This window comes from Variovorax sp. SRS16 (genome assembly GCF_901827165.1).
Taxonomy (GTDB): Bacteria; Pseudomonadota; Gammaproteobacteria; order Burkholderiales; family Burkholderiaceae_C; genus Variovorax.
Genome location: NZ_LR594669.1, coordinates 417,492 through 442,558 on the forward strand (window position 1 = coordinate 417,492; position 25,067 = coordinate 442,558).

29 protein-coding genes are annotated in these 25,067 nt (G+C 66.3%); 13 read left to right on the top strand and 16 right to left on the bottom strand.

The genetic code is table 11. The annotated features are described in order from the left end of the window. Window positions 1-117: 117 nt before the first annotated feature. Window positions 118-312, bottom strand: a complete 195-nt coding sequence (locus E5P2_RS36960; RefSeq protein WP_162572058.1) for a hypothetical protein — start codon at window positions 310-312, stop codon at window positions 118-120. A 198-nt stretch (window positions 313-510) separates the two neighbouring features. On the opposite strand from E5P2_RS36960, the gene E5P2_RS36965 reads away from it, so the two are divergent. The 10 genes from E5P2_RS36965 (at window position 511) to E5P2_RS37010 (ending at window position 9,211) form a co-directional block, all read left to right on the top strand. Continuing rightward, window positions 511-1,326 (top strand): dioxygenase family protein, encoded by an 816-nt coding sequence (locus tag E5P2_RS36965; RefSeq protein ID WP_232081063.1) that lies wholly within the window; start codon window positions 511-513, stop codon window positions 1,324-1,326. A gap of 39 nt (window positions 1,327-1,365) precedes the next feature. Beyond that, a complete protein-coding gene (locus tag E5P2_RS36970; protein ID WP_162572060.1) occupies window positions 1,366-1,668 on the top strand; it encodes a Dabb family protein in 303 nt (100 codons plus the stop codon). 31 nt (window positions 1,669-1,699) lie between these two features. Beyond that, on the top strand, window positions 1,700-2,893 hold the full coding sequence (locus tag E5P2_RS36975) for an FAD-dependent oxidoreductase (protein ID WP_162572061.1): 1,194 nt from the start codon (window positions 1,700-1,702) through the stop codon (window positions 2,891-2,893). 25 nt (window positions 2,894-2,918) lie between these two features. Further along, the gene (locus E5P2_RS36980) at window positions 2,919-4,106 is read left to right on the top strand and encodes an amino acid ABC transporter substrate-binding protein (RefSeq protein ID WP_162572062.1); all 1,188 of its coding nucleotides are present in this window, start codon (window positions 2,919-2,921) and stop codon (window positions 4,104-4,106) included. A gap of 51 nt (window positions 4,107-4,157) precedes the next feature. Beyond that, window positions 4,158-5,039: a branched-chain amino acid ABC transporter permease gene (locus E5P2_RS36985; RefSeq protein WP_269475727.1), complete on the top strand. Its 882-nt coding sequence runs from the start codon at window positions 4,158-4,160 to the stop codon at window positions 5,037-5,039. A gap of 26 nt (window positions 5,040-5,065) precedes the next feature. Then, window positions 5,066-6,025, top strand: coding sequence for a branched-chain amino acid ABC transporter permease (locus E5P2_RS36990; protein WP_162572064.1), 960 nt, complete (start codon window positions 5,066-5,068; stop codon window positions 6,023-6,025). Then, complete coding sequence (locus tag E5P2_RS36995) at window positions 6,022-6,747, top strand: ABC transporter ATP-binding protein (RefSeq protein WP_162572065.1); 726 nt, start codon at window positions 6,022-6,024, stop codon at window positions 6,745-6,747. The genes E5P2_RS36990 and E5P2_RS36995 overlap by 4 nt, the downstream gene beginning before the upstream one ends. A 4-nt stretch (window positions 6,748-6,751) precedes the next feature. Next, window positions 6,752-7,474: an ABC transporter ATP-binding protein gene (locus E5P2_RS37000; RefSeq protein ID WP_443083587.1), complete on the top strand. Its 723-nt coding sequence runs from the start codon at window positions 6,752-6,754 to the stop codon at window positions 7,472-7,474. 53 nt (window positions 7,475-7,527) lie between these two features. Next, window positions 7,528-8,520 carry an MBL fold metallo-hydrolase gene (locus tag E5P2_RS37005; RefSeq protein ID WP_162572066.1) on the top strand — a complete coding sequence of 331 codons (993 nt, stop codon included), beginning with the start codon at window positions 7,528-7,530 and terminating at the stop codon, window positions 8,518-8,520. Window positions 8,521-8,638: 118 nt separating this feature from the next. Further along, on the top strand, window positions 8,639-9,211 hold the full coding sequence (locus tag E5P2_RS37010) for a TetR/AcrR family transcriptional regulator (protein ID WP_162572067.1): 573 nt from the start codon (window positions 8,639-8,641) through the stop codon (window positions 9,209-9,211). Between the two features lie 116 nt (window positions 9,212-9,327). Here E5P2_RS37010 and E5P2_RS37015 read toward each other — a convergent pair whose 3' ends face one another. Together E5P2_RS37015 and E5P2_RS37020 are read right to left on the bottom strand one after the other, a co-directional pair. Beyond that, entirely contained in the window at window positions 9,328-10,350 is a 1,023-nt protein-coding gene (locus E5P2_RS37015; protein ID WP_162572068.1) for a LysR family transcriptional regulator, read from the bottom strand. A 54-nt stretch (window positions 10,351-10,404) separates the two neighbouring features. Further along, a complete protein-coding gene (locus E5P2_RS37020) occupies window positions 10,405-11,316 on the bottom strand; it encodes a LysR family transcriptional regulator (RefSeq protein WP_162572069.1) in 912 nt (303 codons plus the stop codon). Window positions 11,317-11,404: 88 nt separating this feature from the next. Between E5P2_RS37020 and E5P2_RS37025 the strand changes: the two genes are divergently transcribed. The 3 genes from E5P2_RS37025 to E5P2_RS37035 are packed head-to-tail and all read left to right on the top strand — an operon-like array spanning window position 11,405 to window position 14,151. Beyond that, entirely contained in the window at window positions 11,405-12,781 is a 1,377-nt protein-coding gene (locus E5P2_RS37025; protein ID WP_162572070.1) for an acyclic terpene utilization AtuA family protein, read from the top strand. A gap of 2 nt (window positions 12,782-12,783) precedes the next feature. Beyond that, window positions 12,784-13,143, top strand: coding sequence for an AtuA-related protein (locus tag E5P2_RS37030; RefSeq protein ID WP_232081064.1), 360 nt, complete (start codon window positions 12,784-12,786; stop codon window positions 13,141-13,143). A 36-nt stretch (window positions 13,144-13,179) separates the two neighbouring features. Continuing rightward, a complete protein-coding gene (locus E5P2_RS37035) occupies window positions 13,180-14,151 on the top strand; it encodes a Bug family tripartite tricarboxylate transporter substrate binding protein (protein WP_162572072.1) in 972 nt (323 codons plus the stop codon). A gap of 26 nt (window positions 14,152-14,177) precedes the next feature. On the opposite strand, the gene E5P2_RS37040 is transcribed toward E5P2_RS37035, so the two are convergent. The 13 genes from E5P2_RS37040 to phnG form a co-directional block, all read right to left on the bottom strand. Further along, window positions 14,178-15,371, bottom strand: coding sequence for a multidrug effflux MFS transporter (locus tag E5P2_RS37040; protein ID WP_162572073.1), 1,194 nt, complete (start codon window positions 15,369-15,371; stop codon window positions 14,178-14,180). After that, a complete protein-coding gene (locus E5P2_RS37045) occupies window positions 15,368-15,823 on the bottom strand; it encodes a MarR family winged helix-turn-helix transcriptional regulator (protein ID WP_162572074.1) in 456 nt (151 codons plus the stop codon). The genes E5P2_RS37040 and E5P2_RS37045 overlap by 4 nt, the downstream gene beginning before the upstream one ends. Before the next feature lie 81 nt (window positions 15,824-15,904). Beyond that, window positions 15,905-16,453 carry a phosphonate degradation HD-domain oxygenase gene (locus E5P2_RS37050; protein WP_162572075.1) on the bottom strand — a complete coding sequence of 183 codons (549 nt, stop codon included), beginning with the start codon at window positions 16,451-16,453 and terminating at the stop codon, window positions 15,905-15,907. A 13-nt stretch (window positions 16,454-16,466) separates the two neighbouring features. Then, the gene (phnE, locus tag E5P2_RS37055; protein WP_162572076.1) at window positions 16,467-17,273 is read right to left on the bottom strand and encodes a phosphonate ABC transporter, permease protein PhnE; all 807 of its coding nucleotides are present in this window, start codon (window positions 17,271-17,273) and stop codon (window positions 16,467-16,469) included. A gap of 37 nt (window positions 17,274-17,310) precedes the next feature. Next, window positions 17,311-18,261, bottom strand: coding sequence for a phosphonate ABC transporter substrate-binding protein (gene phnD / locus E5P2_RS37060; protein ID WP_162572077.1), 951 nt, complete (start codon window positions 18,259-18,261; stop codon window positions 17,311-17,313). 29 nt (window positions 18,262-18,290) lie between these two features. Further along, on the bottom strand, window positions 18,291-19,151 hold the full coding sequence (gene phnC, locus E5P2_RS37065) for a phosphonate ABC transporter ATP-binding protein (RefSeq protein ID WP_162572078.1): 861 nt from the start codon (window positions 19,149-19,151) through the stop codon (window positions 18,291-18,293). A 94-nt stretch (window positions 19,152-19,245) separates the two neighbouring features. Beyond that, window positions 19,246-20,403, bottom strand: a complete 1,158-nt coding sequence (locus E5P2_RS37070; protein ID WP_162572079.1) for an alpha-D-ribose 1-methylphosphonate 5-triphosphate diphosphatase — start codon at window positions 20,401-20,403, stop codon at window positions 19,246-19,248. Then, window positions 20,400-21,116, bottom strand: a complete 717-nt coding sequence (gene phnL, locus E5P2_RS37075; protein ID WP_162572080.1) for a phosphonate C-P lyase system protein PhnL — start codon at window positions 21,114-21,116, stop codon at window positions 20,400-20,402. Before phnL ends, E5P2_RS37070 begins: the two co-directional genes overlap by 4 nt. Further along, window positions 21,113-21,946, bottom strand: a complete 834-nt coding sequence (phnK, locus tag E5P2_RS37080; protein ID WP_162572081.1) for a phosphonate C-P lyase system protein PhnK — start codon at window positions 21,944-21,946, stop codon at window positions 21,113-21,115. Before phnK ends, phnL begins: the two co-directional genes overlap by 4 nt. Beyond that, a complete protein-coding gene (locus E5P2_RS37085; RefSeq protein WP_162572082.1) occupies window positions 21,943-22,815 on the bottom strand; it encodes an alpha-D-ribose 1-methylphosphonate 5-phosphate C-P-lyase PhnJ in 873 nt (290 codons plus the stop codon). Before E5P2_RS37085 ends, phnK begins: the two co-directional genes overlap by 4 nt. Then, window positions 22,812-23,912, bottom strand: coding sequence for a carbon-phosphorus lyase complex subunit PhnI (locus tag E5P2_RS37090; protein ID WP_162572083.1), 1,101 nt, complete (start codon window positions 23,910-23,912; stop codon window positions 22,812-22,814). Before E5P2_RS37090 ends, E5P2_RS37085 begins: the two co-directional genes overlap by 4 nt. 1 nt (window position 23,913) lies before the next feature. After that, complete coding sequence (phnH, locus tag E5P2_RS37095) at window positions 23,914-24,549, bottom strand: phosphonate C-P lyase system protein PhnH (protein ID WP_162572084.1); 636 nt, start codon at window positions 24,547-24,549, stop codon at window positions 23,914-23,916. Beyond that, window positions 24,546-25,061 (bottom strand): phosphonate C-P lyase system protein PhnG, encoded by a 516-nt coding sequence (phnG, locus tag E5P2_RS37100; protein WP_162572085.1) that lies wholly within the window; start codon window positions 25,059-25,061, stop codon window positions 24,546-24,548. The genes phnH and phnG overlap by 4 nt, the downstream gene beginning before the upstream one ends. Window positions 25,062-25,067 lie beyond the last annotated feature (6 nt).

Consider the following 25,067-nt stretch of genomic DNA (forward strand, 5'->3'; position numbering starts at 1 on the left):
GACTCCGACAAGCAGGTCGCCGAAGTCTAGGCAGTCGATCTATTCTTGAATAATGATTTCTTCGGCCTGTGATATCGCCAATGGGAATACATCGAACTTCAGCCGAGCCCGCTGGGCTCAGTGCGAGCGATGAAATCGTCGGCTTGCATCGTGCAGCGCCGCCGCCGCGAGAATGCCGCCTGTCTCCACGACCCTTTCGAACAGCACCGACTGCTGCAGGCGAAGCCTGCGCACCCACGACAGGCTCGAATGCATGGTGCCCTGCTGCTTCGATACGCTCTCATCGCGAGAGACTGTGATCGCATTCTTCATGCGCCGCATTCTCGGATATCGGGTTTTCACTAACCTTCTTTTCTAAAAATGATCGCTAGTAATTATTGACATGCCATTTGGAGGGCGTGAAAATACTGAACGACGATCGGTTTTGAAACCTGATCGATGGATCCCCAGTCGGGCCGTCCGAACCTTGTCGGTATGGGCCGATCGCCAACCCCAGCAAACGGAGAACAGATGATGAACAAAGAGGCACTTGCCACAATGAATCCACGCCTGGTCGAGGTATTCGATGCGGCGGCGAACGCGCTGCGCAAAGTGGTGGTCGATCACCACGTCACGCATCAGGAGTACTGCCAGATGGTGGAGTTCCTGAACACCGTTGCCGCAGGCGGCGAGATCAACCTGATCTGCGACCTGATCCTCGAGGCCGCGGTGATGGAAGCGCATTTCGCGTCTTCGCGCGGCACGGCGTTCAACGCCGAAGGCCCGTACTACTTGCCGGATGCGCCCCGGTTGACCCTGCCCTACACCATGCCGATGCGGGCCGATGAGGTGGGACCGCCCATGGTCTTCTCCGGCACGGTCAAGGCGCTGGATGGCGCACCGCTCGCAGGCGCGTCGATCGAGCTCTGGCATTCCACCGTGGATGGGCTGTACAGCAATATCGATCCCGAGGTTCCTGAATGGCTGTTCCGGGGCCAGTTCACTACATCAGAAGACGGCGCATTCGACGTTCGGTCGATCCAGCCGTCACCGTACGAGATCTCTCGCCACGGGCCGGTTGGACGGATGCTGAAGGCGATGGGCCGGCATCAGTTCCGGCCGGCTCATCTGCACTTCAAGGTCAGCCATGCAGGCTTCGAGCCGTTGACCACGCAGATCTATTTCAATACCGATCCATACCTCGATTCCGACGCCGCCAACTGCGTTCACAAGAGCCTGGTGATCGAGCTGAATGAGGTCGCGGACGCGTTGGACATCGAAAAAAGCAGCATCGACGGACCCTTTGTGGCTGGCCACTATGAGTTCGTCCTGAGCCCGTCGGCGTAAGCAAGTCGACAGACATTCACTTTCATCAAGAGGTATCCAATGATCAAGCATATTGCGCTGTGGCGCCTGAAGACGCCGGCCGAAGGACAGTCCAAGGAATCCATATTCGCCATCATCAAGGAGGCGATCGAGTCGCAGCAGGCAAAGATTCCAGGCCTGACCGCTGCTGAGGTCGGCTTGAACTTCAAGGAGTCGGAGAAGGCGTTGGACGTCGCGATCTATACCGCGTTCGTCGATATCGCCGCGCTCAACGCCTATCACGCGCATCCGGTGCATCACCAGACCCGAGCCAAGGTGGACGCCTTTGTGGCATCGAGCGTCTTTGTCGACTACGAGGTGTAAGCCGGGTCGACAGAAAGATATCGGGAACGCAATGAGTACCAGGAAAAAACTACATGCCGAGATCGCCGGCGCCGGTATTGGCGGACTGACCGCCGCGGCGGCCTTGGCGCAACGCGGCTGGTCGGTCAGGGTGCATGAGCGTGCACCGGATCTGCGAGCGTTCGGCGCGGGCATCTATATTTGGGGCAACGGCCTCAAGGTGCTCAAGGCGATCGGCGCCCACGACGAAGCGGTGGTTGGCGCGCATGTCGGTCAGTCCTTCGAGACCCGAGACCATCTGGACGAAACGATGGAACGGATTCCGATCAATTCGGAGGGTGGTGCGCAGCTCGTCACGATCCTGCGCGAAACGCTGATCCGCTCGCTCACCAATGCGTGCCGGCGCGCGGGCGTCGACATCGCCACCGACTCCGCGGCCGTTGCCGCCACGCCCGAAGGCGAGCTGATTCTCGCGGATGGTACGCGCCACGCGGCAGACCTGGTCGTCGCCTCGGATGGGATCAACTCGCAGGTGCGCGACTCGCTCGGCTTGCTCGAATACCGCGTGCCCTTGCAGTACGGCGCGACTCGCATGCTCATCTCGAGAGATGACAACGACCTGCCTTGCGCCGCCGATCGCGACAAGTACATCGAGTATTTTTCTGGCACCCGGCGGATCCTGTACACGCCCTCCAGCAAGACGGATCTCTACGTGGCCCTGTGCTGCGAAGATGCCGACAAGGCGGCACTCGCCGTGCCGATCGACCAGGACCTCTGGAAGAAATCCTTCCCCCACCTGGGCCATCTGATCGAGCGCTTCGCCGATGCCGGACGCTGGGATTCCTTCGACCTCCTGAAACTCAGGAAATGGTCCAGCGGCCGCGTCGCGATTCTCGGCGATGCAGCGCATGCGATGCCGCCCTACCTCGGCCAGGGCGGCGGTTGTGCACTGATGAATGCGCTGAGTGTCGCGGTCGCCGCCAGCGAGAACCCACAGGACATTCCTCGCGCGCTGGCGCAATGGGAAAGCAGGGAACGTCCGCTCACCGAACACACGCAACACACCGCGCACATGATGGGCGCGATGAACAACTGGCCGGATGCGGTTCGATCGGACGTGCTGAAGATCGTGGGCCGATCCGAGCAACTGGCACGTGAACGCATGAGAACCGCAGTGCACATACCCACCGGCACCGAAGCCGAGCCGACCGACCTTCCGGTCGTTGCCTCGGCCTCGGCCGTCTAGATCAACCCAAGAACGGAGACATGACATGGATACGCTCAAGAGAAGATTCCTGGCCGCGCTGACAGGTCTCGCGCTATGTGCCGGAAGCGCCTGCTGGGCGCAGGCGGAAAAGCCGGTGCGAATCGGCTTTTCCATCGCCAAGACCGGCATCTTTGCGAATGCCGCGCCGTCGCAGCTCAATTCCTACGAGTTGTGGAAGGACACCGTGAACGCAGCAGGCGGGCTGGAGATTGGCGGAAAGGGCAAGCGACAGATCGAATTCGTCATGTATGACGACCAAAGCAACCCCGGGCAGGCGGCTCGCATCTACGAGAAGCTGATCACCCAAGACAAGGTCGACCTGTTGCTCGCGCCGTGGGGTACGCCCACGCATGCGGCGGTCGCGCCGGTGTTGGAGCGCTTCAAGTTCCCGATGATCGGCAACTCGGCGGCGTCTACCAAGCTGCGCGACCTCAAGCCGGGGTACATCTGGTTTGTAACGGCAGCTTTCCCCGACCGCGTCGCAAAGGAACTGGCGGTCATGCTGAAATCGAACGGTGTCAAGAGCGTGGCGTTGCTTACCAATGTGCTGCCGTACTCGAAGGAACTGAAGAACTTCCTCGAGCCGGCACTGAAGGAGCAGCAGATCAACGTGGTCGTCAATGTCGAGTATCCGCCCGACATCAAGGATATGACCGTGCAGCTGTCCCAGGTGAAACAGGCCCATCCCGATGCCATCCTGTCCCTGTCGTATCCCGGGGATTCGCCGCTGTATGCGCGCCAGGCGAAGGAACTCGGCCTCGACGCGAAGTTCCAGTTCCTGATGGTCGGCCCGGGCATGGACTTCTTTCCCAAGCTGCTGGGCAGCAGCGTCAACGGCGTGGTGACCATGGGGCACTGGGCGCCGTCGCTCAATGCCCGCAGCATGGATTTCTACCGCGCGTACAGCAAGAAATTCAATGAGAATCCGGACTACCTGGACTCTGCCGAGGCCTATGTGTCTTGCGAAATTCTCCAGCAGGCGGTAGCGAAGGCCGGGCTCGACAAGGCAGCCCTCCACGACGCGATCTCGACCGGCACCTTCGACACGATCTTCGGCGCCATCAAGTTCACCGGCGTGGAAAACCAGTCGACCAAGACCGGCTTTCTGCAACTGCAGAACGGTGTACCGCAACTGGTGTGGCCCCGCTCGGTTGCCGGCAACGCGCAGTTCCAGCCCAAGGTCGGCTGGTAGACCCAGCGCCAGCGGCTGCCCCGCTATCGAAGTCAATCACGGGATGTGCTCATGAACACTGAACAATTGCTCCTTGCGACACTGACGTCCGGCACGATGTACGCGCTGATCGCGTTAGGCTTGAACCTGGTGTATGGCACGACTCGCCTTCTCAATATCGCGCACGGCGAACTGGTCATGCTCGGTGGATATGTGGCCTATCTCGGGTTCGTCTTCGCGGGGTTGAATCCGCTGGTTTCGGTGGTGCTGGCGGCGGCGCTGGGGGCGCTGGCGGGCAGGGTCCTGTACGGCGGCCTGCTTCGCTCCTTGCTGGAAAAATACCCGACGGTCGAGCAGCTCGAAGCCAATTCGCTGCTGATCTTCTTCGGCTTCTCCATCGTCGTCCAGGGCCTTTCCGCCTGGGCCTTCTCCCCGACCGCCAAGGCGTATCCCTATCTCGGCGACGTGGTGCATATCGGCCACGCGGTGATGACGCTCAACCGCTTGGTGGCCACCGTGATCGGCATGCTGTGCTGCCTCGGGATCTGGCTGTTCCTGTGGCGCCATCCCATCGGCCTTGCGATGCGCGGCCTCATCGACCAGCGCCAGGCTGCGCGCGTCGTCGGCGTCAACATAGACCGCGTGCAGTCGATGAGCCTGATGCTCGGCTTCGCCACCGCCGGCGTGGCGGGCGTGTTGATCAGCATGGTGGAGCAGATCACGCCGTACATGGGAGGGCCGCTGCTGATCGGCGCATTCGTGGTGGCGATCATGGGTGGTCTGGGACGCATCGGCGGCGGCATCGTGGCAGCGTTCGTGCTGAGTGCCGTCGAGACCTTCGGCGTCGCGCTGACCTCGTCGAGTTTCAGGTCGATTCTGCTGTACGGGCTGTTTGTCGCGATCCTGCTGCTGCGGCCCAAGGGTTTGTTCGGTCGTTCGGTCGCAGCGCGCTGAGGATGAAGATGTTGTCTCAATCAAATATGCGCCGCGAACTGATCGGCCTGTTGCTTCTGCTGTGCGCACTGGGCGGCGTTCCGTTGCTCGGCAACGACTACTGGACCGGCATCGGTTTCAACTTGCTCATGTGGATTGGACTGGCAAGCGCATGGGCTCTGTTCTCCGCATTGACCGGGTTCATTTCGCTCGGGCACGTCGTCTTCTTCGGTCTGGGCACCTATAGCACGGTACTGCTGTGGGAGCATCTTCCATTGTGGGTTGCGTTGCCGCTGTCCGGGTTGGCGGCAGCCGGATTTGCGCTCGTGATTGGCCTGCCGGTGCTGCGCATACGCGGACCCTACTTTGTGATTCTCACGCTCGGCATCGCCGAGCTGGTTAAAAACGTGGTCTTGATGGGCGAGTCGGCACTCGGGCAGGCTTCCAGGATTCTGCTGGGTGCGCCGTCGATGGACGTCCTGTTCTACTGGATGCTGGCAGGTGCCGCGACGGCGCTGGCCGCCGGGTATTTCGTGCGAAAGCGTCCGCGCTGGTGGCTGGGCCTGCGCGCCTTGCGTGCGAACGAGGAAGCGGCAGAAACGGTGGGCGTCCCGGTTGCGCGCATGAAGCTGATCACACTCGTGATGTCCGCGTTCATCGTGGGTGCGATCGGAGGAGTGGCCGCGCTGCGATCCACTTATTTCGAAGCGGGCCAGGCGTTCGACCCCATGATTTCCTTCACGATGATCGCGATGACCATCATCGGCGGCGGCGATTCGCTCAAAGGCCCGGTGCTCGGGGCCATCGGCCTGACCTTGTTGCAGGAAGTCCTGTGGGTGAACTTGCCGGAGCTCTATACCGTGATCCTGGGCATTCTGTTGGCGTTGTTCGTCTTGTTCGTTCCAGGAGGACTGAGCGGATGGCTGAGCAGGCTCTCGATGAAGCTCGGCCGCAAGGAATGCCCTGGCGCGGTTGCACAGGTCTCCGAGGCGGGAGGCCACCAATGAGTGCCCTGCTGGAATTGCGCAACGTCAGCAAGCGCTATGGCGGCGTTGCCGCGGTCAACAAGGTCTCGTTCAGCGTGTCGCGGGGACAATTTCTCGGGCTGATGGGAGCGAACGGCGCGGGCAAGACCACGCTGTTCAGCCTGATCGCCGGGAATCAAGGCATTTCGGAAGGCGAGATCCTGCTGCGCGGTCAATCCATTGTCGGCAAACGTCCCGACCAGATCTGCGCGCTCGGCGTCGCGCGCACCTTCCAGATCGTGCGTCCGTTCCGCGACATGAGCGCGCTGGAGAACGTGTACACGGCTGCGCTTTTCAACGTGCGCACGTCGTCGCCCGCGCAGGCCAGAAGCGCGGCGGAACGCGCGCTCGAAGTCGCAGGCCTGGCGAGCGTGAAAGAGTGCCTGGCGGGCGACCTGACCTTGTCGAAGCAAAAGCGGCTCGAACTCGCACGTGCGCTGGCCACCGGCGGCGAGCTGCTGTTGCTCGACGAGATCATGGCCGGCCTGACGCCCAGCGAGGTGGAGGAGATGCTGGTGACGCTCAAGGACATACACCGCGAGTTTTCACTCACCGTGATTTGCGTCGAGCATGTGATGCGCGCGCTGATGCGCTTGTCCGACGAGATCGTGGTGCTTCACTATGGCGAAGTCATGGCGCAGGGGCGACCGCAGGAGGTCGCGGACAACCCGGACGTCATTCGCAACTACTTTGGGGCGGCTTGAGACCATGCGCAAGAAAGACGTCATGCTGACGGTGAGTGGATTGCATGCGGGCTACGGCGCCGCACGGATATTGCATGGTGTGTCGATCCGGGTCAACGAAGGCTCGGTGACCGCGCTGATCGGCGCCAACGGCGCCGGAAAGACCACGCTGATGCGCTCGCTGTCCGGGCTGATACTGCCCACCGCCGGGAGCGTTGAGTTCGACGGTGCGGATCTGACCCGCAGCGATTCCTCGGTCCGTGTCGGCGCAGGGATGGCGCTGTCGCCGGAAGGGCGCATGGTCTTTCCTACATTGACCGTCGAAGAGAACTTGCGCCTGGGCGCCATTCACCGCCGCGCATGGACGCGTCACAAGGAACAGATAGAAAAGACCTATGCGATGTTTCCGCGTTTGCTGGAGCGTCGGCGACTGACTGCGGGCTCGTTGTCCGGCGGCGAGCAGCAGATGCTGGCGGTGGCTCGCGCACTGATGTCGCAGCCGCGCCTGCTGCTGCTGGACGAACCCACGCTGGGACTGGCGCCCGTGATTGCACACGAGGTGTTCGACATACTGAAGCAGCTCAGCGCGCAGGGACTGACACTGCTGATCGCGGAGCAGAACGTGCAGCGCACGCTCGAAATGGCGGACTACGCGTATGTGATCGAGCATGGGCAGGTGCACAGCGAAGGCCCTGGCCTGCAGCTTCTCGATGATCCTGCCATCAAGCACGCCTACCTGGGAATGTAGTGCTGCGCCGCCCGCGGGTCGCGCAGCGATTTTTTATCCACAACGGAGACACCATGCAACTCTATCGTCGTCAATGGCTCAAGCTCGTGACTGCTTCGGCAGCGCTGTCCACGCTGGGGGTCGGGCAGGCGCTCGCACAGCCCACGCAGGGAGGAAAGACCCGGTTGATTCTGCTGGGTACGGGCGGTGGCCCGACGCCGCTGCCGACACGCAACCAGCCGGCCAGCGTGCTGATCATCAATGACGAGCCCTATGTGATCGATGCAGGCAATGCCGTCGGGCGACAACTGGCACTCGCTGGCATCGGCTTGCAGCGCGTCGGGAAGATCTTCATCACCCATCACCATGACGATCACAACGCCGACCTGGGTACGTTGATGGGGCTCGCCTGGTCGAACGGTCGGTCCGCTCCGATCGACGCTTACGGGCCGCCCGGGATCAAGGACATGATCCAGGCGTATCTCGAGTATTTCAAGCCAAACACCGAGCTGCGGATGAAATATGACGGCCGCAACGTCGATCCGAAGACGCTTTTTCGCGGTCACGATACGCAGCCCGGCTTTGTGTACCAGGACAAGAATGTCAAGGTGACCTGTGCCGAGAACGCCCACTACCCGAATCACGGCCACGACGGTGCCGAGCATCATCTGTCCTATGGATATCGCTTTGAAAGCGCGGATCGCGTCGTCGTCTTCAGCGGCGATACGGCGGCGAGCGACGCTGTCGTCGCGCTTGCAAAAGACGCGGATGTGCTCGTGCATGAAGTGATCGACGTCGAGCGAACCACCGACCTGTTCACCAAGAAGTTCGCCGAACAAGGGCGGACGCCGGAAGAAACCAAGCGCGTTCTGAAGGCGGTCATCAGCATCCATACCTCGGTGGAAGAGGTGGGCAGGATCGCGAAGGCAGCTGGCGTCAAGACGGTGGTGCTCAACCATTTCGTGCCGGGCTTCGACCCGACGATCACCGACGACATGTGGGCCGAAGGGGTGCGCAAGAATTTCACAGGCAAAATCGTCGTGGGACGCGATCTGATGGAGATCTGAATCTGCCTTGGCTGTCGGGGGCAGGTTGTGCCCATTTGTGCAACTTGCTCCGGCGGACTTTCAACCTGGACCCCTGGCTCCCAAGACATCTTGTGCCTGAAGCCTTTACGCTGCAATCATGCCCCAAGTAAAAAAAGAAGATATTCGCGCCGCCATTCTCGAAGCGACGTTCTCCCTGGTTGCAGACAAGGGCTACGTCGGCGCTTCGATGACGCAGATCGCGCAGCGCGCTGGCATATCCAATGCAAACATCTATATTTACTTCGGCTCGAAGATTGACATCTTTTTCTCGGTATACGAGCGCTGGCTGAAAGAAAAGATCGGCCGGCTCGAAGAGCGAGTCCGGCTCGCGGCTGCGCCCAAAGACAAGTTCCGCACCCTCCTGGAAGGGCTGTTTCAGGAGATACCGAAACTCGACAATGGGTTTGCAAACAATCTGATCCAGGCCATCTCGACGATTGGACCGAACGATCCGTACCATCCGCAACTCCTCGAGTGGCTGAAGAGTCGCATCGAAGAGATGCTCAAATCGGCAATCCCCGATCTGCAAAAGGCAGCCGCAAAACGGCGACGGCTTGCTCACTTCATCATCATGGCATTCGATGGATGTGTCGTTAACTTCCGAGTCAATCCTTCGTCCCTGCCGGAGACAAAGCTGATCCTTGAGTTGACGGATCTCTTTCTGCAATAGAAAGAGGTCACCGAGCCACGAGCTCAGGCGTCGGAACCTCCGACGTCGTCGATGAAGCTGCACCTGGTATAGCCACTCGGCATACATCGACCCTTCGCTGGCGAAGCCAGCCAGGCTCAGTGGGAGCGATGAAGCCGGTGGCCGGCATCGTGCAGCGCCGCCAGGAGGCGCTGCGTGGCCGCGCTCGGGGCACGGTCGGAGCGGATCGTGTAGCCGACTTCGCAGAACGGACCCGGACCCTCCAGCGGCAGGATGCCGAGCAGCCCGGCCTGCGCGAAGCGCTCGGCGGCCGATTGCGGCATCAGCGCGACCACCGAGCTGCTCGCGAGGAGCCCGAGGTTGGTCAGGATCGACACCGACTCGACCACGCGCCGCGGCATGGCCAGCCCTTCTTTCTCGAAGAAGGACCGGACGGACGCATAGGCCACCGACTCCTGCGTCGGCACGATCCATTCGAGCGCATGCAGGTCGGCCAGGCGGAGCTTGCGCCGGCGCATCAGCGCGTTGCCCTTTCCGACCACCACGCACATGGCTTCCTCGTAGAGCGGTACATGCGTGAGTCGCGTGCGTTCGATCTCGTCGCGCAGCAAGGTGGACGCGCCGTCGGGCAGCACGCCGACCACGACGTCCAGCTCGCCGCGCGCCAGCGCCGGGAACAGGGTCGAGTTCGGTCCGACGCGCACCGTGATCACCACGTCGGGCACCGCTTTCCGCAGCCGCGTGATCGCCTCCGGCAGCAGCGTCGCCGAAGCGACGATCAGCGTTCCGACGACGACGTGGCCCGAGCTTCCCGTCTGCCAGCCGTTCAGGTCCTGCGCCATGTGGCGCAGCTCGGCCAGCACGGTCTTCGTGTGGCGCTCGAACAGGCTGCCGAACTCCGTCAGCACCACGCCGCGCTTGCTGCGCACGAACAGAAGCCCGTTCAGCTGCTGCTCGAGCTGATGGAGGGATTTGCTGACGGCCGGCTGCGTCAATGCCAGCTCGCGCGACGCCGCGAGAATGGAGCCTGTCTCCACGACCCTTTCGAACAGCACCAGCTGCTGCAAGCGAAGCCTGCGCGCCAGCGACAGGCTCGAATGCGGAGAACCCGGCGGGCTGGCCGTCGCGTCCGCAAGAGCCGGTGAAGTGGGTTTTTTCATGGCAGGATTCTCGGCGAACGCGGCAGCGGCGGGTTCGTCAACGAGGCCGGGCGTTCAGCCCAATGCCAGCTTTCCGATGCGCGCAACGATCAGGTCGTGCAGTGCCTGCGCCGCCAGCGAGAGGCTGCCATCCCGCCGCCTCACCAGGTGCACGGTGCGGGTGAGCGAGGGCAGCGGAAGCGGCCGCGTCGCCAACGTTTCGCGACGGAAGTGGAACAGCGTCAGGGCCGGCACCACGCTGATGCCGAGGCCCGCTTCGACCAGGCCCATGACCGTCGCCAGATGCTCGACTTCGAACACCGCGTTGAGCCGCAGCGGATGCAGCGCGGCATCCAGCGACTGGCGCACGCTGCTGTGGCGCGCCATCTGGATGAACGGCCAGGGCGCGATCTTCTTCATCGTGAGGCGCGTCTCTTTCGCCAGCGGATGGTCGACCCGGCAAACCAGATGAAAGCGGTCCGAACACAGCTTGCGGCTGCGCAGATCGCTGGCCGCCGCAGTGGCGCCCGACGCGGCCAGCGCAAAGTCCACCTCGCCGTTGCGCACCATGGCGACGCAGGCGTCGGACAGCGCGTCGCGCAGGTCGAGCGTGATGCCCGGCCACGCCGTCATGAACTCGGCGAACACCGCCGGCAGCCAGCCGGCTGCCAGCGAGGGCAAGGCCGCCACCCGCACGCGGCCCTTGCGAAGTTCGACGTGGCTCGCCAGGCTTTCGAATGCGCTTCCCATGTCCTCCAGCAGCCGGCGCGCGGAATCCTCGAACAGGGCACCCTCCGGCGTGAGGTGCACGCTGCGCGTGTCGCGGTCGAACAGGCGGGCGCCCATCGTTTCCTCGAGGGCCCGGATGAGCGCGCTGAACGCAGGCTGCGACAGGTGGCAGGTCTGTGCGGCGCGCGTGAAGCTGCGCTGATCGGCCAGTGCAACGAAGGCGCGAAGCTGCCGGGCGGAGAGGTCGGGATGCTTCATGGCGGTCGTGGTTGCTTATCCGTATTTTGGATCAGTCGATCCGAAGTTTCGATTTTACGGATTGGCCTCGGGCGCCTACAGTCCGCGCATGAACACGCCCCGACGACCCCCGTTGCTCATCGGCTGCGCGGCCGGCTTCTCCGGCGACCGGACCGACGCCGCCGGCCCGGTGGTCGACACGCTGATCGCGCGGCTGGCCCAGGGCCCCGCCGCACAACGCGCCTTTCTCATCTTCGAGACGCTGGCCGAGCGCACGCTGGCGCTGGCGCAGTTGCGCCGGCGCGCCGATCCCGAATCGGGCTACGAGCCCCTGCTCGACGACATGCTGCGGCCGGTGCTCGGGCGCTGCCTGGCGCACGGCATCCGCATCGTGAGCAACTTCGGCGCCGCCCATCCGCGCGCCGCGGCGCGCCACATCGCGCGCATCGCTCGCGAGCTCGGGCATGCCGTGCCCCGGATCGCCGTCGTCGAAGGCGATGACCTCGCGTCGCCGGCGCAGCGCGCACTGCTGCACGAGCAGCTCGGCGATCGGCTCGACGGCTTGCGCATCGTGAGCGCCAACGCGTACATCGGCGCCGAGCCGATCGCGGCCGCACTGGACGCCGGCGCGCAGATCGTGGTGTGCGGCCGCGTGGCCGACCCGTCGCTCACGGTCGGCCCGGCGATGTCGCACTTCGGCTGGCGAAGCGACGACTGGACCTCGCTCGGCCGCGCCACCATGGCGGGCCACCTGCTCGAATGCGGTGTGCAGGTGTGCGGCGGCTATTTCGCGGACCCCGGCTTCAAGGACGTGCCGGGCCTGGCGCGCGTGGGCTTCCCCATCGCCGAGATCGAGGCCGACGGCCAGTGCGTGATCGGCAAGGCCGACGGCACCGGCGGTCTGGTCAGCGCCGCGACGGTCAAGGAACAACTGCTGTACGAGGTGCATGACCCGGCCGCTTACCTGACGCCTGACGTGGTGGCCGACATCAGCGAGGCCGAGGTGCAGACGCAAGGCGACGATCGCGTTCGCCTCGTCGGGGTGCAGGGGCATGCCAGGCCGAGCCACTACAAGGTGAACGTCTGCCACGAAGGCGGCTGGCTCGCGGAGAGCGAGATCTCCTATGCCGGCGCCCGCGCCGAAGCACGCGCGAGGCTCGCGGCCGACATCCTGCGCAGCCGCCTGCCCGGCTTCCGCTTGCGCGTGGACCTGGTCGGCGCGCTCAGCCTCTTCGGCGACGACGCCGGGCGCGCACTGGCCGCGATGCCGGACTCGGGCGCGCGCGACGTGCGGCTGCGCGTTGCCGCGACCCATGCCGACCGCGGCGAGGCCGAGCGGCTCGGGCGCGAAGTCACGGCGCTCTACACCTGCGGGCCCGCCGGCGGCGGCGGTGTGCGCAGCATGCTCACGCCCCGGCTCAGCACGATCTCGTGCCTGCTGCCGCGCGACGCGGTGCCGGTGCGTTTCGAGATGGTGGAGGGATGACCATGGCCCACACCGTCCCGCTCTTTCGCGCCGCGCACGGGCGCACCGGCGACAAGGGCGATCGCTCCAACATCAGTGTGATCGCCTGGCATCCGGCGCTCTATCCGCTGCTGGTCGCGCAACTGACGCCCAACGTCATCGCCGACCAGTTCCGCTACCGCGCGCCCAGCCGGGTGCAACGCTTCCTGCTGCCGAAGCTGCACGCCATGAACTTCGTTCTCGACGCGGTGCTCGACGGCGGCGTCAACGACGCGCTCAACCTCGACACGCACGGCAAGGCGCTGTCCTTCCTGCTGCTCGATCTGCCGATCGATGTGCCGCGCGATCTCGAACACCTGCTCGCCGGACCTGCCGGGCGCTGATTCTTTTCTTGCTTCATTCCATCAGGAGACAACACCATGATCCGCTACCGCTCGCTGGCAATGGCCACCGCCATCCTGGCATCCGCAGCACCCCTGCTGGCGCAGGCACAGGGCTTTCCCGACAAGGCCATCACCTTCGTGGTGCCCTTCGCGGCCGGCACCGCGACCGACCAGATCGCGCGCACCCTGGCCAACGGCGTCGGGGCCGAGACCAGGCAGCCGGTCATCGTCGACAACAAGGCCGGTGCCAGCGGCTTCATCGCCTCGCAGAACGTGGCCAAGGCCGCGCCCGACGGCTACACCGTGCTCATCACGACCAACACCACGCACGCGGCGAACGAGCACCTGTTCAAGAAGCTGCCCTACGATCCGGTGAAGGATTTCGCGCCGATCACCGCGCTCGGCAAGGGCGGGCAGATCATGGTGGTGAGCCCATCGTTTCCGGCAAAGACCGTGGCCGAGTTCGTAGCGCTCGCGAAGAAGGAGCCGGGCAAGTACAGCTTCGGCAGCGGCAGCTCGTCGAGCCGGATGGCGGGCGAACTGCTGCAGCAGATGGCCGGCATCAAGCTGCTGCACGTCCCGTACAAGAGCAACACGCTGGCCGTGACCGACCTGCTGGGCGGCCAGATCAGCATGATGATCACCGACACCGCGACCGGCCTGCCGCAGGTCAAGGCCGGCAAGCTGCGCGCGCTCGGCATGTCCAGCGCCAGGCGATCGCCGCTCGCGCCCGACGTGCCGACGATCTCGGAGGCCGGCGTCAAGGGCTACGAGATGGGCTACTGGTTCGCCGCCTACGCGCCTGCGCGGACGCCGCCCGCGGTGGTGAAGCGGCTGAACGAGCTGCTGGTCAAGGCCGCAAGGAGCGACGCCGCCAGGACCGGCTTCTACGAGCCGACCGGCACCGAGGTGTACACCACTTCGCCCGAAGAACTGGCGAAGTTCCAGACCGCCGAATCGCAGAAGTGGGGCCGCATCGTGACGGCCGCGGGCATCGAAGCCGAGTAGAGGGCGCTAGGCGCGGGTGCGCCCGCCTACGTCGAGACCAGCTCGGACTTGCCGCCCAGGGCCACCCTGAACGCAACGAACGCCGTCAGCGCGGCCGCCAGCAGCACGGTCGTGGCCGAGCGCGCCGGATCGTCCCCCAGCGCGACCAACGACGTGCAGACGGCGCCGGTCGCCATCTGCGCGAAGCCGTAGAGGCCGGCCGCCGATCCCGTCAGCTGCGGGTTCACGCTGATGGCCTTGGTCAATGCAGCCGGGCTGGTGATCCCGGTTCCCAACGTGAACAGGAACATCCACACCAGGGTGCCGGCCACGTCGAGCCGCCCCAGCAGGACGGTGGCCAGCAACCCGGCAGCGCTGACGATGCTCAGCACATTGCCGGCCAGCATCAGGCGCTCGATCCCGATCTTTCCGACCATGCGACCGGTGAACGCGTTGCCGAAGCTCATCCCGAAGATGAGCAGGCCGAGGTACAGGCCGACCTCGTGCACCGGCCGATGCAGATCGGTGACGAAGATGAAAGGTGCCGCAGCGATGAAGGCATAGACGGCCGTCGTCGCGCACCCTCCTCCGAGCGCAAGGCCGACGAAGCGGCGCGAGCGCAGCAGCGCGCGGTAGTCGCTCGCCAGCGTTCCGATGCTCAGCGAGCGCCCGGGCGGCGCAGTTTCCGGCAGCAGCTTCCAGGTGATGACCAGTGTCGCTGCGCCCAGCGCCGCAGTGAGCCAGAAGATGGCGCGCCATCCCAGCGCCGTCGAGACGACGCCGCCGACCATTGGCGACAGTCCGGGACTGACCATGATCATCAGATTCATGAGCGCCAGCTGGCGCACCATGTCCTCCGAGTGTGTCGAATCGCGCACGATCGCCCGGCCCAGCGCCAGGCCCGCGCAGCCGCCGAACGCCTGGACCAGCCGCGCGCCCACCAGCGTGTAGACGCCGGGCGCCAGCGCTGCGGCCAGGCCGCCGGCCGTGTACAGCGCGAGCCCCGCGATCAGCATCGGCCGCCTGCCGAGGCTGTCGGACATCGGGCCGTAGAAGAGCTGTCCGACGGCCAGTCCGATGATGTAGAAGCTCACCGTCATCTGCATCTGGCCGACCGGCGCGCGAAGGTCTGCCGTTGCGTAGGGCAGCGCCGGCACGAACATGTGCATGGCCATCGTCCCGCTGATGGTGATGATGACCAGAAGCCAGAGCGGCGGGCGCTTCGCCGGGGCGAAGGTCATACCGACGCCTCTATCGACTCCGAGACCGCCTCGGAAATCCGCACGATCACCGCGAGCGCCGCTTCGAGTTCCGCAGCCGGAATGACGCTGAGCAGCCGCCGGCGCGCGTCAATGGCGACCTTCTCCACTTGCGCCACCACCACCTTGCCGCGCGGCGTCAGCGTGATCGTCTTGGCACGGCGATCCGCGCCCTCCTGCCGCTCGATGTAGGCGGCCGTCTGCAGGAGATCCAGCAGGCGCACGACCGAGGAACTGTCCAGCCCGAGCGACAGGGCCAGGTCCTTCTGGCGCAGCGGCTCTTTCGCCCGCGAGACATGCAGCAATGCGAGCCAGGTGGCCTCGGTCATGCCGAGCGGCTGCAGCTCGACATCCAGCGCGCGCCGCCACAGGCGTGCCAGTTGAGAGACGGCGGTGGGGAAGGAGTTTCGGACCTGGTCGGGGCGCAGCGCCATGCATTGGATGGTACATCAATTGATGACATGCCATCTTTTTCGGCCCACTACTCTCGGGCACGGCGGCCCGGATTCGCCGTGTCAGCGCAACGAGACGCGCGCCAGGGTTCGGATGAAGTGCGGCAGCTCCGGCGTCGGCCTGCGCGGCACCTTGGCCCCGTCGTCGTAGCGCCGCAGCCGCACCGCCTCGGCGGCAAAGGGCTTCTCGATGAAGCGGACCGCTTCCTCGGCCGAATAGACGCCGCCCTGCAGTTCGAGGCTGCGCTGCGAGGCGGGCGACAGCGTGCCGTGGTAGCCGGGATCCACCGCGCAAAGGTAGCGCTTGGCGTCGACGTGCAGGCCGATCGGCTCCAGCACCGCGGCCGGCAGCAGGTGGCGAAGAAAAGGCAGCGCGATGTACTGGTGCAGGTCGTCGCGCGCCGGCGGCGCGGGCCGGTCCGGCTCGGCCGCCAGCAGATGGCCGAGGTCATGCAGCAAGGCCGCGACGACGGTCTCGGGCGTTTCGCCGTTCGCCTCGGCGAGCTGCGCGCACTGCAGCGCATGGTCGAGCTGGCTGACCGCTTCGCGGCCGTATTGGCGCTGGCCGCGTGTGCCGAGCAGGCTGGCGATTTCGTCGACGGTCAATGGCACGGGCGGATCTCTCTCAGATGAAAAGCTTTCGGATGCGCGCGGACACGAGGTCGATCGCGCTCACGGTGACGACCACGATGATCATCACCGCGCAGGTTTCAGCGTACTGGAAGCCGCGGATGATTTCCCACAGCACGACACCGATGCCGCCCGCGCCGACCATGCCCACCACGGTGGCCGAGCGCACGTTCGACTCGAAGCGGTACAGCGCATACGAGATCCACAGCGGAATCACCTGCGGGATCACGCCGTAGATGATCTCGTGCAGCGCGCTGGCGCCGGTCGAGCGGATGCCCTCGACCGGCTGCGGATCGATCGCCTCCACGGCCTCGGCGAAGAGCTTGGCCAGCACGCCGGTGGTGTGCACCCACAGCGCCAGCACGCCGGCGAACGGGCCCAGGCCGACGGCGACCACGAACAGCATCGCGAACACCATCTCGTTGATGGCGCGGCCGCTGTCCATCAGGCGGCGCATCGGCTGGTAGACCCACCACGGCACGATGTTGGCCGAGGCCAGCAGCGCCATCGGCACCGCGGTGACGACCGCGAGCACCGTGCCCCAGAGCGCGATCTCCAGCGTGACCACCATCTCTTCCACGTACATCCGCCATTGCGTGAAGTTGGGCGGAAAGAACTCGGCCGCGTAGGTCGCCATGTTCCCCGAGTCGCGCCAGAGGTCGAGCGGCCGCATGTCGGCGCCCTTCCACGAGGCGACCAGGAGCGCCAGCAGGACGGCCCAGCCGAACTGCGCGGCCAGGCTGCGCCGCGGCGCCGCCATGACCGCGAGCGCGGGACGCGGGGTGAGAACGGTCGGCTGCATGGCCATGGCTGCGGTCGTGCGGTGCGGCGTGCGTGGCTCAGTTCAGGGCCGCGAGCTTCTTGTCGATCTCGGCGATGCGCGCCTTCTTGTCGTCCTCGCTCACGGCCGCGTCGGCTTCGAGCTTGGTGCGCTGGCCGAACAGGTCGAGCTGGCGGATCGGCAGCAGTTGCTTGTCGCTCGAGGCCTTGAAGCCCGAGAGCTTCGACAGTTTCATCAGCACTTCCTTCTCATGCGCGTCGGTCTTGCCGTAGTTGTAGAAGAAGTTCTTGATCTTGGTCTTGGTCGCCTCGGGCACATCCTTGCGCATGACCAGCGGGTCCAGAGGGATCAGCGGCGAGGTCCAGACGATCTTGATGTCCTTGAACTTCTCGGGGAAGTGCTCCTTGATCTTCTCCATGTTCTCGCTGTTGTTGGTCGCCACGTCGACCTGCTTGTTGGCCACGGCCAGCGCGTTGGCTTCGTGGTTGGAGCTGCGCGTGACCTTGAAGAGGGTCTTGGCGTCGAGGTGGTTCTTGGCGAACACGTAGTAGCCCGGAACGAGGTAGCCCGAGGTCGAGTTCGGATCGCCGTTGCCGAAGCTCAGGTTCTTGGCGTTCTTGAGCACGTCGTCGAGCGTGTTGAGCGGGCTGTCGCGGTTGACGATCAGGTGCGAGTAGTAGCCCTCGGTGCCGTCGGCATTGACCATCTGTGCGAACACCTCGCCATTGGCGCGGTCCACCGCTTCCATGGCCGACTTGTTGCCGAACCAGCCGAGCTGCACCTTGTTGAAGCGCATCGCCTCGATCACGCCGGCATAGTCCGATGCAAAGAAGGGGGTGATCTTCAGGCCGGTCTGCTTGCTCATGTCGTCGAGCAGCGGCTGCCAGACCTGCTTGAGGCTTTGCGAGGTCTCGGTCGAGATGATGCTGAAGTTGATGCTGTCGGCCTGCGCGAAAGCGCCTGTCATGCAAAAGCCGATGGCCACGGCCGCGCACAGTTTCTTGATCATGGAGAACTCCGAAGGTTGGGTAGGAAAAATCAGGCGGCCTGGGCCGCAGGCATCGGGCGCAGTGCCGACGGCAGCACGTGCACATTGGCGCCGTCCTGCGGCCGCATCGGCGGCGCGAGCAGTTCTTCGGCCTGCACGCCGTAGAGCTTGTGCAGCAGCGCCGACGTCAGCGCCGAGGCGGCACCGTCGAACACCACCTGGCCCTGGTTGAGTGCGACGACGCGCGGGCAGTACTTCATCGCCATGTCGACCTGGTGCAGCGAGACGATCACGGTGCAGCGGTCTTCGCGGTTGATGCGCGCGAGGATCTCCATCACGTTGCGCGAGGACTCGGGGTCGAGCGAAGCGATCGGCTCGTCGGCCAGCACGACCCGGGCGCCCTGCACCAGCGCGCGGGCGATCGCGGCGCGCTGCTGCTGTCCGCCCGACAGCGTCGAGGCGCGCTGCGCATGGCAGTCGGCGATGCCGACGCGCGTCAGCGCTTCGAGCGCGCGCACGCGCTCCTCGGCCGCGAACGCGCGCAGCCAGCCGCGCCACCACGGCGTGCGGTGCAGCGAGCCGACCAGCACATTCACCAGCACCGGCAGCCGCGCCACCAGGTTGAACTGCTGGAACACGAAGCCGACCTGCGCGCGCACCTTGCGGATGTCGCGGTGGATGCGCCCGCCCTGCTGCACGCGGCGGCCGTCGATCTCGACCAGCGACTCGCTGCCGCCGTCCGCGGTCACCAGGCCGGCGAGATGGCGCAGCAGCGTGGACTTGCCGGAGCCCGAGGCGCCGATCAGCGCCACCATCTCGCCGCGCTGCACATTGAGATTGACGTCGCGCAGTGCGTGCCGTCCGTTGGCGAAATGCTTGTTGAGCTGGCGGATGCGCAGGATGGTTTCCATGGGATTCCCAAGTCGTCTAGACAACAGGAGTCTGAAGAAGAGGCATGACCGCCCGTTGACAGGACGGCGACGTGCAGATGTCAGCGCGCGGAGCTCAGAGCACGCGCCGCCCTTCGCGCCAGACGCCGCGCACCACGGCGTGGCGCGCGCCGCCCGGAAGCTCGGTCATGCGCACCTGCACGAGGTCGGCGCGCAGGCCGGGCGCGATCGCGCCGCGGTCGGACAGGCCGGTGGCGCGCGCCGGCGCGCTCGTGACCGTCGCCACCGCCTGCGGCAGCGTGTAGATGCCGTCGTCCACCAGCCGCATCACCGCGCTCAGCAGGCTGCTCGGCACGTAGTCGGAGGACAGGATGTCGAGCAATCCGCGGCGTGCCAGTTCGGCGGCCGCGACATTGCCCGAATGCGAGCCGCCGCGCACCACGTTCGGCCCGCCCATGATGGTCGAGAGCCCGCGCTCGCGCGCCGCCCGCGCAGCCGCCATCGTGGTCGGGAATTCCGACATGCTGGCGCCTTCCGCATGCGCCTGCTCGACATGCGCGACCGTGGTGTCGTCGTGGCTCGCGAGCGCGATGCCGTGCGTGCGGCAGTAATCGACGAAGTGGCGGCGATGCGGCTCGGCATAGCGCGCCTGCTGCTCCCCGGCCTCGGCCACGCGGCGCTCGAACTTCTCGTGGCTCCAGCCCTTCTTGCCGGTGTAGTAGATGCGCGCGATCTCGATGTTCTCCCACTGGCGCTGGCCCGGCGTGTGGTCCATCAGCGAGAGCATCGACAGCCGCGGGTGCGCATGGAAGGGCTCGAACAGCGCGACCGTGTTGGGCGCCGGCAGCTCGCAGCGCACGTGCAGATGGTGGTCGGCGCGCAGCAGGTCCTGCGCGATGCAGGTGTCGAGCGTGCCGAGCACCTTGTCCCAGGTGCTGCCGCGCAGGCTTTCGGTGTCGGCCTCGCCGACGCCCAGCGCGTCGAACACGGTCGTGATGCCGGCCGCGGCGACCTCGGCATCGTGCGCGAGCAGCGCCGGCAACTCGGCCCACTGCACCTTCGGCCGCGGCATCAGGTGGCGCTCGAAGTTGTCGGTGTGGACCTCGACCAGCCCGGGCAGCAGGTAGTCGCCCTCCATGTCGATCGCCGACGCGACGGCGGTGCGGCCATGGTCGAGCCGCGCGATGCGGCCGTCGGCCACCGACACACTGCCCCGGACCATCTCCTGCGGCAGCACGATGCAGGCGTTGCTGAAAACGGTGTTGGCGTTCATCGGATCCTCTTGAAGTCTGCGACATTGACGCGGCGCGTGGCGACGGCGGCGCCGACCTCCGCGTCGTGGAAGATGCCGACCGTGGCCGCGCCGCGCGCAGTCGCCTCGCGGATCAGTTCGATCACGGTCTGCGTGTTGGCGGCATCGAGCGAGGCCGTGGGTTCGTCCAGCAGCAGCAGCGGCTTGGGCTTGATCATGTTGCGCGCGATGTTGATGCGTTGCTGCTCGCCGCCGGAGAAGGTGGCCGGCGGCAATTCCCACAGGCGCTCCGGGATGCGAAGGCGCGCGAGCCAGGCGCGCGCGGTCTCGCGCGCGGCCTCGATCGCGCCGGCGTCGTCGCCCGCGTCCTCGGCCAGCGGCTCGGCCACCACGTCGAGCGCGGCCACGCGCGGGATCACGCGCAGGAACTGGCTCACGTAGCCGATGGTGTCGCGCCGCAGGCGCAGCAGCTCGCGCGGCGCGACCTCGGTCACCTCGACCGCTTCGCCGCCCGCGGGCCGCACCGTGATGCGGCCCGCGCTCGCGCGGTAGTTGGCATAGACGAGCTTGAGCAGCGTGCTCTTGCCGAGGCCGGAAGCGCCGTCGAGCACCACGCATTCGCCGGCTGCGACATCGAGGTCGATGCCGTCGAACACCGAGAGTTCGAGCCGGTTCTGATGATGCAGGGTGAAGCGCTTGGCGACGCCGCGCAGTTGCAGCAGGGGCGGGTTCATGGCTGGAGCACCGAGGAAACGAGGAGCTGGGTGTAGGGATGCTGCGGATCGTCGAGCAGCTGGTCGGTGAGGCCGGCTTCGACCACGCGGCCCTTGTGCATCACCATCATGCGGTGCGCGAGCAGCCGCGCCACCGCGAGGTCGTGGGTGACGACGATGGCCGCCAGCTGCATCTGCCGCGTGAGTTGGCGCAGCAGGTCGAGCAGGCGTGCCTGCACCGACACGTCGAGGCCCGAGGTCGGCTCGTCCATGAACATCAGGCGCGGCGCGGTGACCAGGTTGCGCGCGATCTGCAGCCGCTGGCGCATGCCGCCGGAGAAGGTGCGCGGCGCATCGTCGATGCGGCGCGGGTCGATCTCCACGCGCTGCAGCCATTCGCCGGCCGTTGCGCGCAGGCGCCCGTAGTGCCGATGGCCGAGGCCCATCAGGCGCTCGCCGACGTTGGCGCCGGCCGAGACGTCCATGCGCAGGCCGTCGGCCGCGTTCTGGTGCACGAAGCCCCAGTCGGTGCGCGCGAGCAGCCGCTGCGAAGCTTCGCTCATCGCGAACACGTCCTCGAGGCGGCCGTCGCGCGTGAGGAATTCGACGCTGCCGCTGTCGGGCCGGCTGCGCGCCGCGACCGCATCGAGCAGCGTGGTCTTGCCGGAGCCCGATTCGCCGACCACCGCGAGCACCTCGCCGGGCCAGAGATCGAAGGAGGCGTCCTCGACCGCGACGCGCTCGCCATAGCGCTTGCCGATGCCACGCACGCGCAAGAGGGGATGGCTCACTGGAGTACCTTCGCGCAGCAGCGCTGCGGTATTCGCCTTCGGAACGGCCGGGCGGCTCATGACGCGACCTCCTCCAGCGGACCGATCTCGACGGCCGCCTCGGCCTGGCGCGTTCGGCAATGGTCGGAGTCGGAGCACACGTGCATGCGCGTGCCGCGGTCGTCGGTGATGATCTCGTCGAGGAAGCTGTCGGTCGCGCCGCACAGCGCGCACGGCGCGTCCCAGTGCTGCACTTCGAAGGGATGGTCCTCGAAGCTCAGGCTTTCGACCGACGTGTACGGCGGCACGGCATAGATGCGTTTCTCGCGGCCGGCGCCGAAGAGTTGCAGTGCAGGGTTCATGTGCATCTTCGGGTTGTCGAATTTCGGGATCGGCGACGGCGACATCACGTAGCGGCCGTTGACCAGCACCGGGTAGTCGTAGGTGGTCGCGATGTGGCCGAAGCGTGCGATGTCCTCGTAGAGCTTCACGTGCATGAGCCCGTACTCGGCCAGCGCGTGCAGCGTGCGGGTGCTTCGCTCGCGCGGCTCCAGGCGCTGCATCGGCTCGGGCACCGGCACCTGGTAGACCAGCACCTGGCCCTCGGCGAGCGGCGCCTCGGGAATGCGGTGGCGGGTCTGGATCAGCGTCGCCTCGGTCGTGCGCGTGGTGGTGCGCACGCCGGTGGTCCGCTCGAAGAAGCGGCGGATGTTGACCGCATTGACGGTGTCGTCCGAGCCCTGGTCGATCACCTTGAGCACCTCGCGCGGACCGATCACCGCGGCCGTCACCTGGATGCCGCCGGTGCCCCAGCCATAGGGCAGCGGCATTTCGCGCGAGCCGAAGGGCACCTGGTAGCCGGGGATCGCGACCGCCTTGAGGATGGCGCGGCGGATCATGCGCTTGGTGCGCTCGTCGAGGTAGGCGAAGTTGAAATTCTCGTCGTTCATTCTTCATCTCCGACGGCAGCCGGCGTCGCGGCGCGCATGCGGCGCACCAGCTCGAGCTCGGCCTGGAAGTCCACGTAGTGCGGCAGCTTCAGGTGCTGCACGAAACCCGAGGCCTCGAGGCTGTCGCTGTGCGAGAGCACGAACTCCTGCATCTGCGCCGGTGCCTTGATGGCCTCGCCGAGTTCGTCGGCACGCAGCGCGCGGTCGACCAGGCTCATCGCCATCGCCTTGCGCTCGCAATGGCCGAACGTGAGGCCGTAGCCGCGCGTGAACTGCGGCGGCTCGGTCTTGCTGCCGGCAAACTGGTTGACCATCTCGCACTCGGTGATCTCCATGTCGCCGATCGAGATCGCAAAGCCGAGCTCTTCGGGCTCGATCTCGAGCGCGGCGCTGCCGAAGCGGATCTCGCCGACGAAGGGATGGCTGCCCGCGTAGCCGCGCTGCGTCGAATAGGCCATCGCGAGCAGGAAGCCCTCGTCGCCGCGCGCGAGGTTCTGCAGCCGCGTCGCGCGGTCGGCCGGAAAGCGCAGCGGTTCGCGCGTGAGGTCCACCGGCGCCGGATCGCCGGGCGGCACGGGCCGCTTCTCGATCAGGCCTTCATGGTCGAGCAGGTCGACCACGCGCGGCACCGCGGCAGGCCCGGCGTCGTTGGCCGCATGCAAGTGATCTTTGCGTGCGGGCTCCTGGCCGGCGGCCAGCAGCGAGAAGTCGAGCAGCCGCTGCGTGTAGTCGTAGGTCGGGCCGAGCACCTGTCCGCCCGGCAGGTCCTTGAAGGTGGCGGAGATGCGGCGGTCCAGTTCCATGCGCGCGGTGGCCAGCGGCACGCTGGTGCCCAGGCGCGGCAGCGTGGCGCGGTAGGCGCGCAGCAGGAAGATCGCCTCGACCAGATCGCCCGCGGCCTGCTTGATCGCCAGTGCCGCGAGTTCGGGGTCGTACACCGAGCCCTCGGTCATCACGCGGTCGACCGCGAGCTTGAGCTGCTCGCGGATCTGCGCGACGCCGAGCTCGGGCGTCGTGCCAGCACCGCGGCGCTGTTCGGCGAGCAGGCGGTAGCTGGCGAGGATGCCGGCTTCTCCGCCCTTGACGGCAACGTACATCTCAGTTCTCCATCCGGATGCGCGTGGTGCGCGGGAGTCCCACGATCTGCCGCTCGGTGGCGAGGAACAGGTCGATGCCGCACGGGAAGGCCGCGTGCTCGGCAGCACGCTGCGCCACCAGCGCGTGGGCGGCCTGCGGCGCGAGGCCGACCGTCAGCCGCACCTGGTCGCGGATGCCGGGGCCATGCAGTTGCCAGGCCGCGCCGCCGGCCGCCGCGGCATCGTCGGCGAAGGCCGGCACTTCGAGCACGCAGGTCGCCGATTGGTCGGGGTAGGTGTCGCTGCCCTGGGCGAAGCCGTCGAGCGCGGGCATCTCGTCACCGGCCGCGACCCACGCGAACTGCGCCTGCGCCGGTTCGTCGACCAGCACGCAGCCGCAGTGGAAGCGCAGCCACGCCGCCGCGTCGCTGCCGGCCAGCGAAGGCGACAGCCAGAGCCTGCAATCGGGATCGAGCAGCGCCAGCAGCAGGGCCGCGGCCGCCGCATGACCGCGCGCGGGCACCTCGGCATCGTGCGGCACGTCGACCGGCCGGCCAGGATGCGACAGCGCCTGCAACGCCGCGCGGAACACGGCCTGGCTGCCGAGCGCCGGGTCGGAGAAACCGGCGCCGATGGCGGCGAGTTCGCTGGGGGTCATGCGCCCTCCTCCTCGTCCTCGCCCGCGCTGCCGGATTCGCGCGCCACGGTGAAGAACTCGACCTTGCTGGCCTGGGCGCGCGCACGTCGCGCCATGCGTTCGCGGGCCAGGTGCGCGCGCACCGGCGCCAGCAGACTGGCGTCGAGCACGGCATGCTGTGCCGGATCCTGCAGCAGCGCATCGGCCGTCGCGGCCAGTTGGGCATGCCGGTGCGAGCGGCCGAGCACGTAGGCAACGCCGACCGGCGCCTCGTGCTGCAAGGGCTCGGCCAGTCGGAGCGCGCAGCGCGTGACGGTGACTTCGCCGAGATTGAAGCGCTCGCCGTTGCCGCCGGCGCGGCCCTGGACCATCATCAGCCCGGTCTCCGGCGCGCGCAGCCAGCGCGGCGTCTTGCGTGCGTGCGCGCCGAGCGCGGGTTCGAGCAGCGCCATCGGCGCGCGCGCCAGCAAGGCCATCCACTGCGCGCGCTGCGGCGGCCGGTCGGCCGGATGGCTGTCAAAGGCATGAAACATGGAGGT

Coding starts and splice junctions, on each gene's coding strand:
- E5P2_RS36960 (WP_162572058.1), bottom strand. CDS start 312: ATGAAGAATGCGATCACAGTCTCTCGCGATGAGAGCGTATCGAAGCAG.
- E5P2_RS36965 (WP_232081063.1), top strand. CDS start 511: ATGATGAACAAAGAGGCACTTGCCACAATGAATCCACGCCTGGTCGAG.
- E5P2_RS36970 (WP_162572060.1), top strand. CDS start 1,366: ATGATCAAGCATATTGCGCTGTGGCGCCTGAAGACGCCGGCCGAAGGA.
- E5P2_RS36975 (WP_162572061.1), top strand. CDS start 1,700: ATGAGTACCAGGAAAAAACTACATGCCGAGATCGCCGGCGCCGGTATT.
- E5P2_RS36980 (WP_162572062.1), top strand. CDS start 2,919: ATGGATACGCTCAAGAGAAGATTCCTGGCCGCGCTGACAGGTCTCGCG.
- E5P2_RS36985 (WP_269475727.1), top strand. CDS start 4,158: ATGAACACTGAACAATTGCTCCTTGCGACACTGACGTCCGGCACGATG.
- E5P2_RS36990 (WP_162572064.1), top strand. CDS start 5,066: ATGCGCCGCGAACTGATCGGCCTGTTGCTTCTGCTGTGCGCACTGGGC.
- E5P2_RS36995 (WP_162572065.1), top strand. CDS start 6,022: ATGAGTGCCCTGCTGGAATTGCGCAACGTCAGCAAGCGCTATGGCGGC.
- E5P2_RS37000 (WP_443083587.1), top strand. CDS start 6,752: ATGCGCAAGAAAGACGTCATGCTGACGGTGAGTGGATTGCATGCGGGC.
- E5P2_RS37005 (WP_162572066.1), top strand. CDS start 7,528: ATGCAACTCTATCGTCGTCAATGGCTCAAGCTCGTGACTGCTTCGGCA.
- E5P2_RS37010 (WP_162572067.1), top strand. CDS start 8,639: ATGCCCCAAGTAAAAAAAGAAGATATTCGCGCCGCCATTCTCGAAGCG.
- E5P2_RS37015 (WP_162572068.1), bottom strand. CDS start 10,350: ATGAAAAAACCCACTTCACCGGCTCTTGCGGACGCGACGGCCAGCCCG.
- E5P2_RS37020 (WP_162572069.1), bottom strand. CDS start 11,316: ATGAAGCATCCCGACCTCTCCGCCCGGCAGCTTCGCGCCTTCGTTGCA.
- E5P2_RS37025 (WP_162572070.1), top strand. CDS start 11,405: ATGAACACGCCCCGACGACCCCCGTTGCTCATCGGCTGCGCGGCCGGC.
- E5P2_RS37030 (WP_232081064.1), top strand. CDS start 12,784: ATGGCCCACACCGTCCCGCTCTTTCGCGCCGCGCACGGGCGCACCGGC.
- E5P2_RS37035 (WP_162572072.1), top strand. CDS start 13,180: ATGATCCGCTACCGCTCGCTGGCAATGGCCACCGCCATCCTGGCATCC.
- E5P2_RS37040 (WP_162572073.1), bottom strand. CDS start 15,371: ATGACCTTCGCCCCGGCGAAGCGCCCGCCGCTCTGGCTTCTGGTCATC.
- E5P2_RS37045 (WP_162572074.1), bottom strand. CDS start 15,823: ATGGCGCTGCGCCCCGACCAGGTCCGAAACTCCTTCCCCACCGCCGTC.
- phnE (WP_162572076.1), bottom strand. CDS start 17,273: ATGCAGCCGACCGTTCTCACCCCGCGTCCCGCGCTCGCGGTCATGGCG.
- phnD (WP_162572077.1), bottom strand. CDS start 18,261: ATGATCAAGAAACTGTGCGCGGCCGTGGCCATCGGCTTTTGCATGACA.
- phnC (WP_162572078.1), bottom strand. CDS start 19,151: ATGGAAACCATCCTGCGCATCCGCCAGCTCAACAAGCATTTCGCCAAC.
- E5P2_RS37070 (WP_162572079.1), bottom strand. CDS start 20,403: ATGAACGCCAACACCGTTTTCAGCAACGCCTGCATCGTGCTGCCGCAG.
- phnL (WP_162572080.1), bottom strand. CDS start 21,116: ATGAACCCGCCCCTGCTGCAACTGCGCGGCGTCGCCAAGCGCTTCACC.
- phnK (WP_162572081.1), bottom strand. CDS start 21,946: ATGAGCCGCCCGGCCGTTCCGAAGGCGAATACCGCAGCGCTGCTGCGC.
- E5P2_RS37085 (WP_162572082.1), bottom strand. CDS start 22,815: ATGAACGACGAGAATTTCAACTTCGCCTACCTCGACGAGCGCACCAAG.
- E5P2_RS37090 (WP_162572083.1), bottom strand. CDS start 23,912: ATGTACGTTGCCGTCAAGGGCGGAGAAGCCGGCATCCTCGCCAGCTAC.
- phnH (WP_162572084.1), bottom strand. CDS start 24,549: ATGACCCCCAGCGAACTCGCCGCCATCGGCGCCGGTTTCTCCGACCCG.
- phnG (WP_162572085.1), bottom strand. CDS start 25,061: ATGTTTCATGCCTTTGACAGCCATCCGGCCGACCGGCCGCCGCAGCGC.